The sequence below is a fragment of the Gluconacetobacter entanii genome, from assembly GCF_013155425.1.
Lineage (GTDB): Bacteria > Pseudomonadota > Alphaproteobacteria > Acetobacterales > Acetobacteraceae > Novacetimonas > Novacetimonas entanii.
In genome coordinates, this window is record NZ_JABJWD010000167.1 from 43261 (window position 1) to 60776 (window position 17516).

Annotated in this window: 13 protein-coding genes; 3 read left to right on the forward strand and 10 right to left on the reverse strand. The window is 63.8% G+C overall.

What is annotated here, in order from left to right; translation table 11 throughout:
* Positions 1 to 15: 15 nt before the first annotated feature.
* The 5 genes from HNH97_RS17480 to glpD form a co-directional block, all read right to left on the reverse strand.
* Positions 16 to 816, reverse strand: coding sequence for a DeoR/GlpR family DNA-binding transcription regulator (locus HNH97_RS17480; RefSeq protein WP_171791727.1), 801 nt, complete (start codon positions 814 to 816; stop codon positions 16 to 18).
* Positions 817 to 970: 154 nt separating this feature from the next.
* The gene (gene fbaA / locus HNH97_RS17485) at positions 971 to 2059 is read right to left on the reverse strand and encodes a class II fructose-bisphosphate aldolase (protein ID WP_171791728.1); all 1089 of its coding nucleotides are present in this window, start codon (positions 2057 to 2059) and stop codon (positions 971 to 973) included.
* Positions 2060 to 2091: 32 nt separating this feature from the next.
* Positions 2092 to 3078 carry a class II fructose-bisphosphatase gene (gene glpX, locus HNH97_RS17490; RefSeq protein ID WP_171791729.1) on the reverse strand — a complete coding sequence of 329 codons (987 nt, stop codon included), beginning with the start codon at positions 3076 to 3078 and terminating at the stop codon, positions 2092 to 2094.
* A 37-nt stretch (positions 3079 to 3115) separates the two neighbouring features.
* Positions 3116 to 4615 carry a glycerol kinase GlpK gene (glpK, locus tag HNH97_RS17495; RefSeq protein ID WP_110914401.1) on the reverse strand — a complete coding sequence of 500 codons (1500 nt, stop codon included), beginning with the start codon at positions 4613 to 4615 and terminating at the stop codon, positions 3116 to 3118.
* A 69-nt stretch (positions 4616 to 4684) separates the two neighbouring features.
* Entirely contained in the window at positions 4685 to 6247 is a 1563-nt protein-coding gene (gene glpD / locus HNH97_RS17500; RefSeq protein WP_110913432.1) for a glycerol-3-phosphate dehydrogenase, read from the reverse strand.
* Positions 6248 to 6679: 432 nt separating this feature from the next.
* Here glpD and HNH97_RS17505 point away from each other — a divergent pair, with 432 nt between their 5' ends.
* A complete protein-coding gene (locus HNH97_RS17505; RefSeq protein WP_171791730.1) occupies positions 6680 to 7540 on the forward strand; it encodes an MIP/aquaporin family protein in 861 nt (286 codons plus the stop codon).
* Between the two features lie 71 nt (positions 7541 to 7611).
* On the opposite strand, the gene HNH97_RS17510 is transcribed toward HNH97_RS17505, so the two are convergent.
* A complete protein-coding gene (locus HNH97_RS17510) occupies positions 7612 to 8061 on the reverse strand; it encodes an Lrp/AsnC family transcriptional regulator (protein ID WP_110913442.1) in 450 nt (149 codons plus the stop codon).
* Between the two features lie 111 nt (positions 8062 to 8172).
* Here HNH97_RS17510 and alr point away from each other — a divergent pair, with 111 nt between their 5' ends.
* Positions 8173 to 9345 carry an alanine racemase gene (gene alr / locus HNH97_RS17515; protein ID WP_171791731.1) on the forward strand — a complete coding sequence of 391 codons (1173 nt, stop codon included), beginning with the start codon at positions 8173 to 8175 and terminating at the stop codon, positions 9343 to 9345.
* 42 nt (positions 9346 to 9387) lie between these two features.
* Positions 9388 to 10644: a D-amino acid dehydrogenase gene (locus HNH97_RS17520; protein ID WP_171791732.1), complete on the forward strand. Its 1257-nt coding sequence runs from the start codon at positions 9388 to 9390 to the stop codon at positions 10642 to 10644.
* Between the two features lie 157 nt (positions 10645 to 10801).
* Here the strand turns inward: HNH97_RS17520 and HNH97_RS17525 are convergent, their stop codons facing one another.
* The 4 genes from HNH97_RS17525 to rbbA are packed head-to-tail and all read right to left on the reverse strand — an operon-like array spanning position 10802 to position 17515.
* A complete protein-coding gene (locus tag HNH97_RS17525) occupies positions 10802 to 12145 on the reverse strand; it encodes a GntT/GntP/DsdX family permease (RefSeq protein WP_171791733.1) in 1344 nt (447 codons plus the stop codon).
* Positions 12146 to 12175: 30 nt separating this feature from the next.
* A complete protein-coding gene (locus HNH97_RS17530; RefSeq protein ID WP_171791734.1) occupies positions 12176 to 13642 on the reverse strand; it encodes a TolC family protein in 1467 nt (488 codons plus the stop codon).
* Complete coding sequence (locus HNH97_RS17535; protein WP_110913426.1) at positions 13642 to 14769, reverse strand: ABC transporter permease; 1128 nt, start codon at positions 14767 to 14769, stop codon at positions 13642 to 13644. The genes HNH97_RS17530 and HNH97_RS17535 overlap by 1 nt, the downstream gene beginning before the upstream one ends.
* A 7-nt stretch (positions 14770 to 14776) precedes the next feature.
* On the reverse strand, positions 14777 to 17515 hold the full coding sequence (gene rbbA, locus HNH97_RS17540) for a ribosome-associated ATPase/putative transporter RbbA (RefSeq protein WP_171791757.1): 2739 nt from the start codon (positions 17513 to 17515) through the stop codon (positions 14777 to 14779).
* Position 17516: the final 1 nt, after the last annotated feature.

Here is a 17516-nt window from a genome sequence, read left to right on the forward strand (position 1 = left end):
CTCCGAACCCGTATTTCAGGAACGTCGCGTCGTTTTCACGCCGGCATCCTGCGCGACATGCACCTGCACCCCGTTATCCTTCAGGATCTGTCTGATGCGCGCAGGCGGCGGGCGGTCCGTGAAAAAGCCATGGATGTTCGACAGGTGCCCCAGACGCCCCATCGGACGACGCCCGAATTTGTCCTGATCGGCCAGCAGGAAGACCTTGCGCGCATTGCGCATCATCGCCTGGGCGATATTAATCTCATCCGCGTCGAAATCCAGCAGGGTGCCGTCTTCCTCAATCCCGCTGATGCCGATGACGGCGAAATCGGTCCTGTACTGATCGATGGACGTACTGGCGGTGGAACCGGTAATACCACCATCGGAAAACCGCACCTGCCCACCGGTGACAATGACCTGAAAATCCGTGCGCGAAGACAGGGTGGAGGCGACATGCAGGTTATTGGTGATGACCCGCAGGGCCTTGTGCTGGCGCAATGCCTGCGCGAACGCCTCTGTCGTGGTGCCGATACTTATGAAAAGGGAGGAATTGTCGGGAATGGCGCGCGCCGCGATCAGCCCGATCGCCTCCTTGGCGTTACGGTTCAGGACCTGACGTTCGGCATAGGCAATATTTTCAACCGAGGAGGCTAGCCCCGCGCCACCATGGTGCCGTGCCACCAGTCCCTGCCGTGCAAGGGCATTGACGTCACGGCGGATGGTCTGGACCGCCACATTCAGACGCTGGGCCAGATCCTCGTTGGAGACATATCCCTGAAGGCGCACGAGCTCCATGATCTCGCGATGCCGTTCTTCCGCCGATATGCTGGCCATAAATCCTGGATCCCGCCCCTGCCATTCTTCACCGCCCCGAACCCGTGGGAAAGTGTGATCCGTAATCTACAGCAATTCAGGAACATGCAAAACCACAGGCGGGGCTGTCGGAAATGATCTCCCGACAGCCCCGCCCTGAAACCACGTCATCCGATCACGGGGACGCAACCGTCTTGCCGGTCGCGCCGAGGTCGGCGAAGGTCTGTTCCAGGCGGGAGACGATGCTGCATTCACCCACGCGCAGCCATTTGCGCGGGTCATAAAGCTTCTTCAGCGGCCTGCCCGTCGTGGGTGAAATCTGGTGGCGGAAAGCCTCCGGATTTTCAAGCACATATCCCCCCACACCTTCGGCAAAGGCGAACTGGATGTCGGTATCGATATTCATCTTGAACACGCCATAGGACACGGCCTCGGCGATCTGGTGCTTTTCGGAACCGGAACCGCCATGGAAGACCAGCGCCAGCGGACGTTCCCCCTGCCCTGTCGCCTCTGCCACGGCCTGCTGTGAATGTAGCAGGATTTCAGGCCGCAGCTTCACGTTGCCCGGTGCGTACACGCCATGCACATTGCCAAAGGATGCGGCAATCGTGACGAAGCCAAGTGGTGAAAGTTCGTTATAGGCACGCAGCACATCGGCAGGCTGGGTATAGAGATGGGCATTATCCGCCCCGTCATCGAGGTCGTGGCCGATGCCATCTTCCTCGCCCCCCGTGACGCCGAGTTCGATTTCCAGCCCGATGCCCAGCGGGGCCATGCGGCGCAAAAAGCGCGCACATTCGGCAATGTTGTCATCCAGGGGTTCGGCCGACAGGTCGATCATGTGCGATGAAAACAGCGGCTGTCCCGTTTCACGGACCGCGACCGCACTTTCGTCGATCAGGTCCGAAACCCAGGGCAGGAGCTTACGGTCGGCATGATCGGTATGCAGGATGACACACACGCCATAGGCCGCCGCCAGCGTATGGACATGCCGCGCCGCCGCCACCGCACCAAGGACACGGGCACGATGCTGGTCCTTCATCCCCTCGCCCGCGTAAAAACGCGCACCGCCGTTCGACATCTGGATGATGACGTCGGAACGGTTCCGGGCGGCGGCCTCCAGCACGGCGTTGATGCTGTCTGTGCCCACGACGTTGACCGCAGGCAGGGCATATCCCTCGCTGCAGCAGGTCGCGACCAGCCTGCGGTAGTTTTCCCCCGTGACAACCCCCGGGGGAAGGGACGGACGTGCGGAATGAGCCATGGTCAAACCAGCCTTTCGTTGTTCTTGTTATTTTATCGCCAGGTCTTGGTGGTAAAGTCGTGATGCCCCTCGACGAAACGCAGCGTGCCGGACTTGGAACGCATGACCAGCGAATGGGTGATGGTCCATCCATTGTTCTGCGTGATCCCGCGCAGCAACGTGCCGCCCGTGACACCGGTTGCGGAAAACAGCACATCGCCGCTGGCGATATCCGTCAGGTCAAGCTTGCGCGACGGGTCGGCGCCGGGGTTCATCTTCTTTGCACGCTCAAGCTGGGTTTCGTCCTCGAACAGGAGGCGTCCCTGCATCTGCCCGTGCACGCAGCGCACGGCGGCGGCAGCCAGCACGCCTTCGGGCGCACCGCCTGAGCCGAGGTAGATATCGACCTCGTTATTCTCCAGGCACGCGGCGATGGCGGCGGCGACGTCCCCATCGCTGAGCAGCGTCACGCGCGCGCCCATCGAACGCGCCCGCCCGATGATCTCCTCGTGCCGGGGACGGTCCAGCGTGCACAGCATCAGGTCGCGGATGTCCTTGCCCTTTGCCGCGGCCAGCGCCTTCAGGTTGGCTTCCACGCTGGCATCAAGATCCACCACGTTTTCCGGCAGGTTCGGCCCCACCACGATCTTGTCCATGTAAATGTCGGGCGCATGGAGGAAGTGCCCTTCCTCCGCCAGCGCCACCACCGTCAGGGCGTTGGGCAGGTTCTTGGCGCACAGGTTCGTCCCCTCCAGCGGGTCCACGGCGATGTCCATCGCCGGGCCGCCGGCGCCGACATGTTCGCCGATGAACAGCATCGGGGCCTCGTCCATCTCGCCCTCGCCAATGACGACGGTGCCGTTGATGGCCACCGTGTCAAAGGCGCGGCGCATCGCTTCGACCGCCGCGCCATCGGCCTCGTTCTTCTTTCCGCGCCCGGTCCACGCGGACGCGGCGACCGCCGCCGCCTCCGTCACGCGCACCAGTTCAAGGGCGAGATTTCGGTCAGTAACCTGATAGGGGTTCGGCGTGACGGTCATTAAAACAGTCCTTCCTGTATGATTTTCTTGTAATCGCTTACGACGCGACGGTGCTGGTCAGGGTACGCTTGACGGCCTGGTGCCACCCACGGACCAGCTCCTCACGCTGTTCCGCCGGCATCTGGGGCTGGAACAGACGGCCCTGTGTCCAGGTTCCAGCCAGTTCGGGGATGCTGTCCCATACCCCGACCGCAAGCCCCGCCAGGAATGCCGCGCCCAGCGCCGTCGTTTCCACCTGCCGCGGGCGCTGCACCGGGGTCTGGAGCATATCGGCGAGGAACTGGCAGAACCAGTCATTGACCGACATCCCGCCATCAACACGTAGCGCGCTGAGCTTCCCGCCGCCATCCTCGAACATCGCGCTCACAAGGTCGAGCGTCTGGTACGCCACGGATTCCAGCGCCGCGCGCGCGATGTGCGCCGCCGTGGCATCCAGCGTCAGCCCGCAGATCAGGCCGCGCGCATCGGGATCCCAGTGCGGCGCGCCCAGCCCCACGAACCCCGGCACCATATAGACGCCGTGGCTGTGCGGGACACGTGTCGCCATGTCATCGGTCTGCGACGCATGGGTAATCAGGTTCAACCCGTCGCGCAGCCAGCGGATCGCGGCCCCCGCGACGAAAATCGACCCTTCGAGGGCATAGGTAATCCTGTCGCCAATGCGGTAGCCGATGGTCGTCAGCATGCGGTTGTTCGACATGACCGGACGATTGCCGGTATTGAGCAGCGCAAAGCAGCCCGTGCCATAGGTCGCCTTGACCATGCCCGGTTCAAAACAGGCCTGCCCCACCAGCGCCGCGTTCTGGTCCCCCGCCATGCCCGCAACCATGATCGGATGGCCGAACAGGGCGGGATCGGTTTCACCAAAAGGTTCGCTGTTGCCCTTGATGACCGGCAGGATCGCGCGCGGGATATGGAACAGCCGCAGCAGGTCGTCATCCCATTCGCCGGTATGGATATTGCACAGCAGCGTGCGCGAGGCATTGGTGATGTCCGTCGCATGCACCTTCCCCGCCGTCAGGCGCCACAGCAGGAAGCTGTCGATGGTGCCGCAGGCAAGTTCCCCTGCCTCCGCGCGCGCGCGGGCACCGGGGACGTTGTCAAGGATCCATGCCAGCTTGGTGGCCGAGAAATAGGGATCGAGCAGCAGGCCGGTGCGTTCACGCACCAGGGCCTCGTGCCCTTCGAGGCGCATGTGCGCGCACTGCGCCGTGGTGCGCCGGTCCTGCCAGACGATCGCGCGATGGATTGGCTCGCCCGTCCTGCGGTCCCATACGACAATGGTTTCACGCTGGTTGGTGATCCCGATGGCCGCGATCTGTTCCGCGCCGCCGACCTGCTCCATCGCTTCACGCGCGGTAGAGACGACATTGCCCCAGATCTCGATGGCGTCGTGCTCTACCCAGCCATGGTTCGGGTAATGCTGCTGGAATTCGACCCGCGCCGTGGCCAATGCCGCGATCTCACGATTGAACACGATGCTGCGTGTCGATGTCGTGCCCTGGTCAATGGCGAGAATCTTGTTCTTCTTGTTCATTGTCGTTTCCTGTCCCATCGGGATCCAGATGTCACAAAGTGCGGCAGGTTCACGCCGCGATGAAAGATGTCAAACCGCCGCCCGCTTCTTCTGAACATAGATGTCAAGGCGCGCCGCGTCTTCATCCGTCACATGCAGGCCCATACGCGACCGCCGCCATAGGATGTCCTCCACCGTTTCAGCACGTTCATGCGTCATCAGGTAATCGATTTCGCGCGCCGTCAGGCCACCGCCAAAGCTTTCGCCCATGTCCGCCGCCGATTTCGCATCCCCCACGATCTCCGTCGCGCGTGACCCGTAATTGCGCACAAGCCGCCAGTGCTGGTTCGCGTCGAGGAACGGCGTCGCCTGCGCAAACCGCGCCAGCGCGCCCTCGAACCCGCCTTCGCCAAGGTCACCGCCGGGCAGGACCCGGTCCGCCGTCCATCCCGATGCGGACAGCACCGGCAGGAAAGGCTGCAGTTTTTCGATCGCATGTTCGGCAAGGCGACGATAGGTCGTGATCTTGCCGCCAAAGATCGACAGCAGCGGCGCCTGCCCGTTGGCCGCGTCGATATCAAGCACGTAATCGCGCGTCACGGCCGACGCATTCTTCGACGCATCATCATAAAGCGGCCGCACGCCGGCATAGCTCCAGACCACGTCGTCGGGCGTCACCGGCTTTTTGAAATAGCGGCTGACGCTTTCGCACAGGTACCGGATTTCCTCGGGCGAGATCTCGACCTTGCCCGGCGCCTGCGTCCAGGGGACGTCGGTGGTGCCGATCAGGGTGAATTTCTGCTCGTACGGGATGGCGAACACGATGCGCTTGTCCGGGTTCTGCAGGATATAGGCCTGGTCGCCTTCGAACATGCGCGGCACGATGATGTGGCTGCCCTTGACCAGGCGCACCTGCTTGTCGGTCTGGATGCAGGCGCGTTCACGCAGGATCTCGCTCACCCACGGGCCGCCGGCATTGACCATGATGCGCGAACGCACGATTTCACGCGTGCCGTCACGGGTGTTCTCGATCACCGCTTCCCACATGCCGTTGACGCGCTTCGCACTGAGCATGCGGGTGCGCGTGCGCACATCCGCCCCGCGCGCCACGGCGTCCATGGCGTTGAGCACGACAAGGCGGCTGTCCTGCACCCAGCCATCGGAATAGGAAAATCCCTTGCTGCATGCGCCGTTGAGCGGGACACCCACCGGGTTGGTCGTGAAATTGATCGATTTCGACTTCGGCAGGGTCATCTGGCGACCGGCGAGGTGATCGTACAGGAACAGTCCCACGCGCAGCATCCACGCCGGACGCGCCTGCGGCGTATAGGGCAGGATGAAACGCATCGGCCAGATGATGTGCGGCGCAATGCGCAAAAGCCGTTCACGTTCGATCAGGGCCTCGCGCACCAGGCGGAATTCATAATATTCCAGATAGCGCAGGCCGCCGTGAATCAGCTTCGTACTGGCGGACGAGGTATGACTGGCAAAGTCATCCTGCTCCACCAGCAGGACGGAGGCACCCCGGCCCGCGGCATCGCGCGCGATGCCTGCTCCGTTGATCCCCCCACCTACAATCAGCAGATCGACAGTCGTGCCGTTGTCACGGGGCACCTGGGGCGATGACTGGGACGTTTCATCCATGGACAGCATGTGCGTAATTCCTCCTGTCATGTTCGTAAACGAACATTGAGGGGTTATCAATACGAGTTCCACACTTATTTCATTGATCTGCATCAAGCGTGAAACTGCTGAAAATCCATCCAATATGAACCTTTTCTGTCAGAAATCGGGCATGGATGGATTCCGGGGGCCACAATGCGCGGTATCGCGCACCATTGCGAACGTGATACTACAATGGTGCACCGCACAAAATACTTTATAAGAACATGTTACGCCGTCAGGTTTCTCATATTATAAAAATTTTTATAGCATTCTCCATCACATTTCCTTTGCCCCTCAAAATAATCATTTTGGAGACGACGATGTTCGTTTAAGAACATTCGTGATCACAAGGATCGTCGGGCGACGGTCCTGACCGACCATCGCCCATTGACCGAATAATAAAAGAACAAAGTAGGTCCGATGTTCACAAACCGACAATTCCTCGGGGAACTGATCTCCGAATGCCTCGCTGTCATGATTATCGTCCTGATCGGCGATTCCGTTGCCGCGATGTACACGCTTTACGATCCCAGCCCCTACAAGCTGTCCTACTGGGGGGTGTGCATCGTCTGGGGACTGGGCGTGACGATCGCCATCTATATCACCGGCAGCGTGTCGGGCACGCACGCCAACCCGGCCGTCACGCTTGCTCTGGCGCTGTATCGCGGGTTTTCATGGCGCAAGGTACTGCCCTACTGCATGGCGCAGGTCGTGGGCGGCATGATTGGCGCAATGCTGGTCTATACGCTGTATCAACCCGTGATCGACCATTACAACCTTGCGCATCACCTTGACCGGGCCACCGATGGCGGTGCGGCGGGCGTCTTCTTTACCCATCCGGGGGAATTCGTCACACCCATGCATGCCTTTCTGGATGAAATCATCCTGACGGCGCTGCTGCTGTTCGGCATCTTCGCCGTGACGTGCGAATATAATACCCAGGCCCCGCAGGCGAATTCGAGCGCACTGATCATCGGCCTGCTCGTCGCCTCCATCGGGGCGTGCGCGGGTTATCTGGAAGGATGGGCCATCAATCCCGCCCGTGATTTTGGCCCGCGCCTGTTCTGCTTCCTTGGGGGATGGAAATATTCCGCGCTGCCGGGACCGGACAGTTTCTGGTGGGTTCCCATTGTCGGGCCGCTCTGTGGCGGGGTGATCGGGGCTGGGGGCTACCAGTTCCTGGTGCGTCCGTTCATTCCCCGGCCTGCCACCACCGCCTCCGTGGTCGAGGTGGCCGTGGTTTCGACACCTGAACAGGAAGACCTCCTGCGCATGTCCTGAAAACCCGCCTTGCGCAGGTCAGCAGGACGTAGACAGGCCGGGCGGCAGGAATGGCGCCCGGCCTGATGGCGTCATGAGGACTTGCGCAGGACGGTGCGGATGGCAAAGTTGCTCTGGATACGTGCGACACCGGGCATGCGGGACAGTTCCTCCTTGTGGATGCGTTCATAATCGGCGGTGTCACGCACCTCCACCCGCAACAGGTAATCCGCATCCCCGGTCATCAGGTAACATTCGCGCACGTCGGGACAGTCGCGGACCCGTGCCTCGAACCGGCGCTGGCATTCGTCGGTCTGGCGTTCCAGCGTGATATGCACGATCACGGTGGTCATGCCATGCACCGAACGTTCGTCGATCATGGCGCGATAACCGCAGATAACCCCCTGCTTTTCCAACAGTTTGACCCGTCGCAGACATGCCGAGGGTGACAGCCCGACCTTCTGCGCAAGGTCCGCGTTCGTCATCCGCCCGTCATGGGACAGATGGCGCAGGATGGCATCATTCACCCGGTCCACGATCATGATAACATATTCCGCCATTATTCGCATTTAGATGCGCAACCGGACAATATCTTAGCAGATCCTGCCATTAAATGGCAGGACATTTCGTTTTGATCCGGCATAGGATTTTCCATGACTTCCCCTGTGCCGGAATCCGTGCCCGTGTCACCTGCCCCTGCCTCCGCCGTTTCCTCGCACTGGCCCCGCCACCGCGCTGGCGCGACCCTGCGGATCGACCTTGATGCGATCGCGGCCAACTACCGCCTTGTGCGCGACAGGCTCACCCCGCGCACGACCTGCGCGGCCGTGGTCAAGGCCGATGCCTATGGGCTGGGCCTGGCGCAGGTGGCGCCGGCGCTGCAGCGCGCAGGGGCGGAACATTTCTATGTCGCCCATCTGGAAGAAGGCATCGCCCTGCGTCCGCACGTCACCCCTGCCACGCGGATATTCGTACTGCATGGCCCCCTGCCGGGCACGGAAGAAGAATTCACGGCACATGGCCTGACCCCCGTCCTCAATTCCATCGAACAGATCGCAGGCTGGCGCGCGCTGGCCCGGCGGCAGGACAGGGTGCTGCCTGCCGTCATACAGCTTGATACCGGCATGTCGCGCTTCGGACTGTCGATGGACGATGTGCGCGCCATCGCCGATGACGCGGGCCTGCTGGCGGGCATCACGCCGGACCTGATCATCAGTCACCTCGCCTGTGCGGATACGCCGCGGGATCCCGCCAATGCGCAGCAGAGGGCACGCCTGCTGGACATGGCGGCCCTGCTGCCTGCCGCCCCGATGGCGCTTTCGGCGTCCTCCGGCATCTTCCTCGGCCCCGATTACCATTTCGACATGGTCCGTCCCGGCGCGGCGCTGTATGGCATCGCCCCGAACGAGGATGGCCCCAATCCCCTGCGCCCTGTTGTCCGCCTCAGCGCACGCATCCTGCAGGTCCGCGACATCGCGGCGGGTGACGGGGTGGGCTATGGCCTGACCTATCGCGCGTCCGGCCCGCGCCGCATCGCGACGATCGGGGCGGGCTACGCCGATGGCTGCCTGCGGCAGGGGGCCAGCCACGGGGCCGCATGGTTCGGGGAGACGCGGCTGCCGATCCTCGGCCGGATTTCCATGGATTCCATCACCATCGACATCACGGATGTCCCGGCAGGGGCGCTGGGGCCGGACATGGCGGTGGACCTGCTCGGACCGCAGCATGACGTCGATGCGGCGGCACGCGCCGCGGGCACGATCGGCTACGAGATCCTGACGTCCCTTGGCCACCGTTACCACCGCACCTACGTGGCCGGTGGCTGATATCTTCCTTTCACCTACCTTTTGCACGAAAGCACAAGCGCAATGAAAATCATCGTTCTGGGCAGCGGTGTCGTCGGCGTCACATCGGCGTGGTACCTGGCGCAGGCAGGGCATGAGGTCACGGTCGTGGACCGCCAGCCCGCCGCCGGTCTGGAAACCAGCTTCGCCAACGCGGGACAGGTCTCCCCCGGCTATTCCGCCCCGTGGGCAGGACCGGGTGTGCCGCTGAAATCCATCAAGTGGCTGCTGATGAAATACCGCCCGTTCGTGTTCTGGCCCATGCCTGACCCGCACCTGTGGTCGTGGCTGGTGCAGATGCTCGAAAACTGCACGACGTCGGCCTATGACCGCAACAAGGGACGCATGGTGCGCCTGGCGGAATACAGCCGCGACGTGCTTGACGACCTGCGCGCCAGCACGGGCATCACCTATGACGACCGCCAGCAGGGCACGCTGCAGGTCTTCCGCACGCAAAAACAGGTGGACGACGCGGCGGGTGATATCCGTGTGCTGGAACAGTACAACGTGAAATACGAGGTACTTGACGCCGCAGGGTGCATTGCCGCCGAACCCGGCCTGGCCAGCGCGCGTGACAAGATCGTCGGTGGCCTGCGCCTGCCGGGGGACCAGACGGGGGATGCGTTCAAATTCACCCAGAACCTTGCCGCCATGGCGCAGAAGGCCGGGGTGACGTTCCTGTATGATACGAAGATCCGCGCCCTGCACGCCGATGGCGGGAAGATCACCGGCGTACAGACCAGCCGTGGGCTGCTGAGCGCGGATTCCTATGTCCTGTCGCTGGGCAGCTATTCCCCCGCGATGGTACGTTCGCTGGGGCTGGACCTGCCGATCTATCCGGTCAAGGGCTATTCCATCACCACGCCGATCACCAATGAGGACCGCGCCCCGGTCTCCACCGTGATGGACGAGACGTTCAAGATCGGGATCACCCGTCTTGGCAACCGCACCCGCGTGGGCGGGACCGCCGAACTGGCGGGGTTCAGCACCCGCCTGCGCAAGCCCCGGCGCGAGACGCTGGAACATTCGCTGACGGACCTGTTCCCCGGCGGCAACAACCTGTCGGACGCCACCTTCTGGACCGGGCTGCGGCCCATGACGCCCGATGGCACGCCCATCATCGGTCGTACGCGCTATGACAACCTGTTCCTCAATACCGGTCATGGCACGCTGGGCTGGACCATGGCCTGCGGGTCAGGGCGTGTGCTGGCGGATCTGATGTCCGGACGCATGCCGGAAATCCCGTTCGAGGACCTGGGCCTCGTGCGGTACGGACGCTAAAACCTTCCCGAACCGGCAGGCATGATGTGCCTGCCGGTTCCTTTCTAAAAAACCCCATAAATATCAAAAGTTTTTGGTGAAGCTTTTTTCAAAAAGCTTCAAAAAACACCGCTTTCCTAAAAAAAGACGCCCCCCAAAAGCCCCGGACAAAGACAGCCTAGCCCAGCCCCGCCCATGACAGCGCGGCGCACAGGACCAGGCCGCTCACCCCGATCAGCGTTTCGATCACCGACCATGTGGCGATCGTCTGCAGCACGCTCAGGCCCAGCGCTTCCTTGACCTGCCAGAAACCGGAATCGTTCAGCGGCCCGAACATCACGGCCCCCGCCCCGGTCGCCAGCACCATCAGTTCGGGCGACACGCCATGCGACTGCAACACGATCGGGCCGACGACACCTGCGGTCGTCCCCATCGCCACCGTGGCCGATCCCACCGCAAGGCGCAGCGCCGCCGCAATCAGCCACGCCAGCAGCAGCACGGGAATATGCATGCCGATCGCGGCCCCGGTGATGGTGGTGGACAGGTTGCTGTCCATCAGTTCCTGCCCGAACCCGCCCCCTGCCCCGATCATCAGGAACAGTGACGCCAGCGGGCCAAGGCTGTCACTGCTCAGCCGCAGCATGTCCTGTCGTGACATCCCCTGCCGCGCGCCAAGCGTGTAGAAGGACAGCAGCACCGACAGCACCAGCCCCACGTTTGGATCCCCCACAAAGCGCAGGACCGTGCCCGGCAGGCTGCCCGGCGCGCAGGCCAGTCGCGCGACAGACCCCGCCAGCATCAGCACGACGGGGGCAAGGATCGTCAGCAGCGTGATGCCAAAGGACGGCATGGAGCGTCGGCTGGCCGGCGGCGGCGCGGCCGGGGCCATGTCGTGCGGGTTGGGGGCCAGTCGCGGCACGATGAAATCCGCATAAAGCGGGCCGGAAATGATGGCGATGGGAATGCTGAGCACGATGCCCAGCACGATCAGGCGCCCGACATCGGCATGGTAGGCCGCCTGCGCGAACATCGCCCCCGGATGCGGCGGCACCAGTCCCTGCACCACCGACAGCGCCGCCGTCATGGGCAACGCCACACGCAGCATCGGCAGTCGCGTCTGGCGCGCGACCGACATCGCCAGCGGCACGAGAATGACGAAACCGACCGTAAAGAAGACCGAAATCCCGACCAGCAGCCCGATCAGCATCATGGCCCATCCCATATGCCGCCGCCCCGACAGCCGCACGACCGTCAGCGCGATCTGGTCCGCGCCACCGGATGCCTCCAGCATCTTTCCCAGCATCGCGCCAAGGGCGATGACCGACGCGATCTGGCCCAGCACCTGTCCCGCCCCGGTTTCAAAGGCGGCGATGACATGCGCAGGCGCCATCCCGGCGCACAGGCCAAGGAACAGCGACGTCAGGAACAGGGCGATGAACGGGTGCAGCCTGCACCGCTGGATCAGCACCACCGCCATGATGATGGAAACCGTGACGGTCAGGAACGCCAGTGAAACCGACATCCGCCCTTACCCTCCCCCCTGCGGCACGCGTTACCCGCGCGTCCGGGCACCGGAACGTGACGGAAGCGGCGGGGCGTCATCGGCCTCGTGCTTCCACCCACCACCCAGCGCGCGGGCCAGATGGATGCTTGCCAGCGTCTGCATGTCCTCGTTACGCAGCACCTGCTCGCGCGCGTCGAGTTCATCAAGGCGGGCGCGCAGGATGTCCTGCATCATGCGCTGTCCCCCTTCATACAGGCCCGTCACGTCGGACACGTTGCGTCCCGCCTGCGATACGGCAGTGGCAAGGTCATGGGCGCGGGTATCGGCACTGGTGCGGGCCTCATACGCGTCCTCGACCTCTCCGAGGGCATTGAGCACGGTGCGGTCATATCCTGCAACCGCGGCATCGAGCCGCGCATGGGCGGCATGGATGCGCGCATGCACCCGTCCGGCGGTAAAGATCGGCAGGTAGGTCGTCAGCGCGATCAGCCCCCCCGTACCCGACAGGCCGGGGATGCCGTCAAAGCGCAACCGCCCGTCGCCGCCAAAGAATTCCAGCCCGAAACGGGGCAGCAGGTCGGTCTTCGCACTCTTGAGGCGATCAAGCGCCGCCTCCACCTGATCCCGCCGGGCCAGCACATCGGGACGGCGTTCCAGCACGGTATCGGGCATCTCCCCCAACGGGGCAGCGGGGACAAAGAACGCGCCGGGCGCAGGAAGCGACGGTGCATTTTCCGGCGCCTGCCCCGACAGGATCGCAAGCCTGCGGCGATGGAGGTCATATTCCTCCACCAGCAGCGGACGGCGCGCCCGCTGGAGCGAGAGTTTCTCGTCCACCGCCCGCACGTCGGCCGAAACCGCCTGCCCGGCCACGAAACGCGCCTGTGTATAGGTGCGCAGGCGCTGCAATATCCCGATGCTGCGATCAAGCAGGTCGATCTGCCGCTGCACCCCCTGCGCACGGAGGTAGTTTTCCGCCGCGTCGGCCGCGACCAGCATCTGCATGCCGTGATATTCGGCCTGCTGGCCCAGCATCAGCGCACGCGCGGCACGGCTGTCGGCATGGCGTCCGCCAAACAAGTCAGGCTCCCACGACGCCCCGATCCCCGCGAGGTGGGCATCCGTGGCGGGATCCCCGTCCGAGAGTTGCGACAGGCCGGCGGGATTGCGCCAGCTCATCCCGCCGCCGCCAATGTTTCCCGTCGCCCCCACCGTGGGATACAGCGTCGAACGCGCGATCACATGCGCCGCGCGCGCCTGCAGCACATTGTCACGGGCGATGCGGATATCGGGATTGGCCGCCAGCGCCGTCTCCACCACGTGGGTCAGGGCCGGATCGTTCCACGACCGCCACCATGTCGTCAGGTCCGTCGCCGGATCGGTCCCGGCCGGGGCCTGCGTGAAACGCGACGGGACCGTGACGCGCGATGGCGGCGTGCGGGTATGGAAGGGGGAACACGCGCCAAGCGTGGCGATGGCCGCAAGGCAGATGATGCGCGAAAGTTTCTTTTTCATTATCCCTGCCTTGCCAGCATGGAGCGGAAGCGCATGAGCGCACAGAACAGGAAGACCACCCCGGTCACGACAATCGTCAGCAGCGGGGGCATGATCGTCCCCAGCCCCGCACCGCGATAGAGGATGGCCTGCGACAGGTTCACGAACTGCGTCGTCGGCAGGAACCGCACAAGCATGCGGATCATGGTGGGCATGTTTTCCACCGGCGTCGCCGCCCCCGACAGAAGGTAGGCCACGGCATAGACCGGCACCGCCAGCAGCCCGAACTGCGGCATGGTGGGCGCCACCGTCGCCAGCATGATCCCCAGCGACGTCACCGAAAACAGGTAGATCAGCGCGCATCCCGCAAACAGCGCCACCGATCCCGCCAGCGGCACGCCAAGCCAGCCATGCACCACCAGCCACAGCGACAGCATGGTGGCGACAAAGATTACGAACCCGTTGGTCACGATCTTGGAAATCGCGATCTCGCTGGCGGAGACGGGCATGACCAGCAGATGCTCGATCGTGCCATGTTCACGTTCGCGGATCACCGCGGCCCCCACCAGGATGATCGACAGGATGGTGATGTTGGTGACGATCTGCATCACCGACGTGAACCACTGCGATTCCCCGTTGGGGTTGAAGCGGATGCGGCTTTCGGCGCGGAAGGGAATGGCGTCGGCCAGATGGCCTTCATGCAGGACGGATTCGACCTCCCCCATGAAAATCCCGTCCAGATAGGTGGTGCCAAGCCCCGCCTGCGTCATGGCCGTGGCATCCACCAGGATCTGTAGCGCGGGCGCGCGTCCCGCCAGCACGTCGGCCTCGAACCGGGGGGGGATATCGACGACGAAGATGTAATCCCCCCGGTCCATCAGGCGCGACGCATCCTCCCGCGCGATCAGGACCGGCGGCTTGAAATAGGGTGGCAGCACCGCATCGTGCAGGCGTCGCGACAGGGCGGAATGATCCTCGTCCACAAAGGCGATGGTGGCGTTGGAGACATCGGTGCGCACCCCGTTCGCCACCAGCAGCACACCGGCCGTAAAGGCGAAGACAATCAGCCCGAGCAGGATTGCGTCATTGAACAGGCTTCGGAATTCCTTGCCGCACAGCAGGCCGACATTGATGATCCAGCGTCCCATCAGCGGCCTATGCTTCCTGCTTCTTCAGCAGCAGGCGCGCACCAAGCATGTAGAATGCCGCAAATCCTGCAAGCGCTGCATACATCCGCATGAAGGCGAACACCCCCATGCCCTTGGTAAAGCTGCCCAGGCTGATCAACTGGAACCATGACGCGGGAAAACCGAACCCGACAAGGCGGCTCAGCCCCGTCAGCGTGGAGGAGGGATAGAGCATGCCGGAGAAATTCACCGCCGGGATCAGGCAGATGATGGCGGTGCCGAAAATGGCCGCGACCTGCGAATTGACGAAGGTGGAAATCAGCATCCCCAGCCCCGTCGCACCCAGTATGAACAAAAGCGCACCGATGCTCAGCGCCACGAACGATCCCTTCAGCGGCACCCCCAGCACAAGGACCGACAGCACCACCAGCACGACATAGCTGCACGTCGCCAGCGCGACATAAGGGGCCTGCTTGCCCACCAGGTACTGCCCCACCGTCGCGGGCGAGGCATAGAGGTTGACGATGGAGCCGATTTCCTTTTCCCGAACGACCCCAAGTGCTGTCAGCATCGTGGGAATAAGGATCAGCGCCAGCATCACCATCCCCGGCGTCATGGCATAGATGCTGCGGAATTCCTGATTGTAGATGAAACGTGGCTCCAGCACGACGGGCACGCTGGCCGCCTGTGGCAGTTCACGCCCCAGCGTCGTCGCATACCGCGCCAGCACCCCTTCGACATAGGCGTGCACGTCGGCGGCAAGGAACGGCACCGCGCCATCAATGACCACGCCCACGGCGGGACGCCGCCCGGCCTCCATGTCCCGGGCGAAACCGGGCGGGATATCCAGCCCCAGTTGCGCACGCCCGTCATGCAGGGCCCGGTCCATCTGCGCCGGGTCGTCGGAGGGCGCGATTTCCACGAAATAGGGTGATCCGCGGAAACTGTCGATCAGGTCATGGCTGATGCTGGTGCGGTCATGGTCGCACACGGTAAAGGACACGCCATTGACGTCGAAGGAGATGCTCGACGCGGCAATCAGCAGCAGCACGACCGGGCCGATGATGGCGAAGGTCAGGCGCATGCGGTCACGCAGCAGCTCCACCGCCTCGCGCCGGGCAAAGGCCCACGCGCGCGGCAGCCACGTCCCGCCACGCCATCCCTTCCATGTCCAGCCACGGTGCCGGTGGGAGGGCGTGGCCGGTGCGGGCGCGCCGCCCGGCTCCGCCTCCGCTTCCTTGAGGTAGGCGATGAACGCCGCCTCCAGGTCCTTCGCCCCGCGCCTGCGGACCAGTTCGGCGGGCGTTCCCACCGCAAGCACCCGCCCGCGGTGCATCAGCGATATCCGGTCGCAGCGCGCGGCCTCGTTCATGAAATGGGTGGAGACGAAGATCGTGACATGGTCCTGCCGCGACAGCTTGATCAGGTGCCGCCAGAACATGTCACGCGCCGCCGGGTCCACGCCGGAGGTCGGTTCGTCAAGGATCAGGATTTCGGGATTGTTGATGCACGCCGCGGCCAACTGCAGGCGCTGGCGGATGCCCAGCGGCAGGGCGGACGGACGGACATCGGCCACGCCATCAAGTTCGAAATCCGACAGCGCCTGTGTCACGCGCTGCGCCGCATCGCGCGCGGGGATACGGTAAAGCCGCGCCTGAAGCCGCAGGTTCTGCCGGACGGTCAGTTCCTCGTACAGCGAAAAGGACTGCGACATGTAGCCGATGCGCATGCGCGTGGACATGTCGCCCGGCGTGATGACGCGCCCGAACAGTTCCGCCGTCCCGCTGGTGGCATCAAGCAGCCCGGTCAGCATCTTCATGGTCGTGGACTTGCCGCAGCCATTGGAGCCGAGGAAGCCGAAGATCTCGCCACGCCCGATGCGGAAGCTGACATCGTCCACCGCGACAAAGCTGCCGAACCGCTTGGTCAGGTTCTGCGCCATGATGGCCGGCGCGCCGCCGGGATCGTGGTAGGGCGGGATGGAAAAGCCGGTGGCGTTCGCGCGCTTTTCCTCCGGCAGGAGGGAGATATACGCCTGCTCCAGCGATGTGGTGTGCGTGCGCGCCAGCACGTTGGCCGTCCGGTCCGCGATCAGCACATGCCCCGCATCCATCGCGACGAGGTAGGCGAAGCGCTCCGCCTCGTCCATGTAGGCGGTGGAGACAAGGACCGTCATGCTGGGGCGCTCGCTGCGCAACTGCCCCACCAGTGTCCAGAACTGCTGGCGCGACAGCGGATCCACCCCGGTGGTGGGTTCGTCAAGGATCAGCAGGTCCGGGTCATGCACCAGCGCGCAGCACAGGCTGACCTTCTGCTTCATCCCCCCCGACAGGTGCCCCGCCGGACGGTCGGGAAACGGCGCAAGGCCCGTGGCGTCGAGCAGGCGGTTGATGCGCTCCTCACGCTCGTCCGCCGCAAGGCCGAACAGGCGGGCGAAGAAATCCACGTTTTCCCACACCGACAGGGTCGGATACAGGTTGCGGCCCAGGCCCTGCGGCATGAACGCGACACGCGGCAGGAAGGCCTCGCGCTGCGCACGGTCGGCCATGTCGGTGCCCAGCACGTCGAGATGCCCCGCCTGCATGCGCCGCACCCCCGCGATCAGGCCGAGCAGCGTGGACTTCCCCACCCCGTCAGGCCCGACAAGGCCGATGGTCGTCCCCGCCGGGAGGGAGAGCGAAATGTCGTCAAGCGCCCTTACCGGGCCATAACGATGCGACAGCCCCTTTATGACGATCCCGGCGTCATGTTGCGTGCCCGCGCCCATC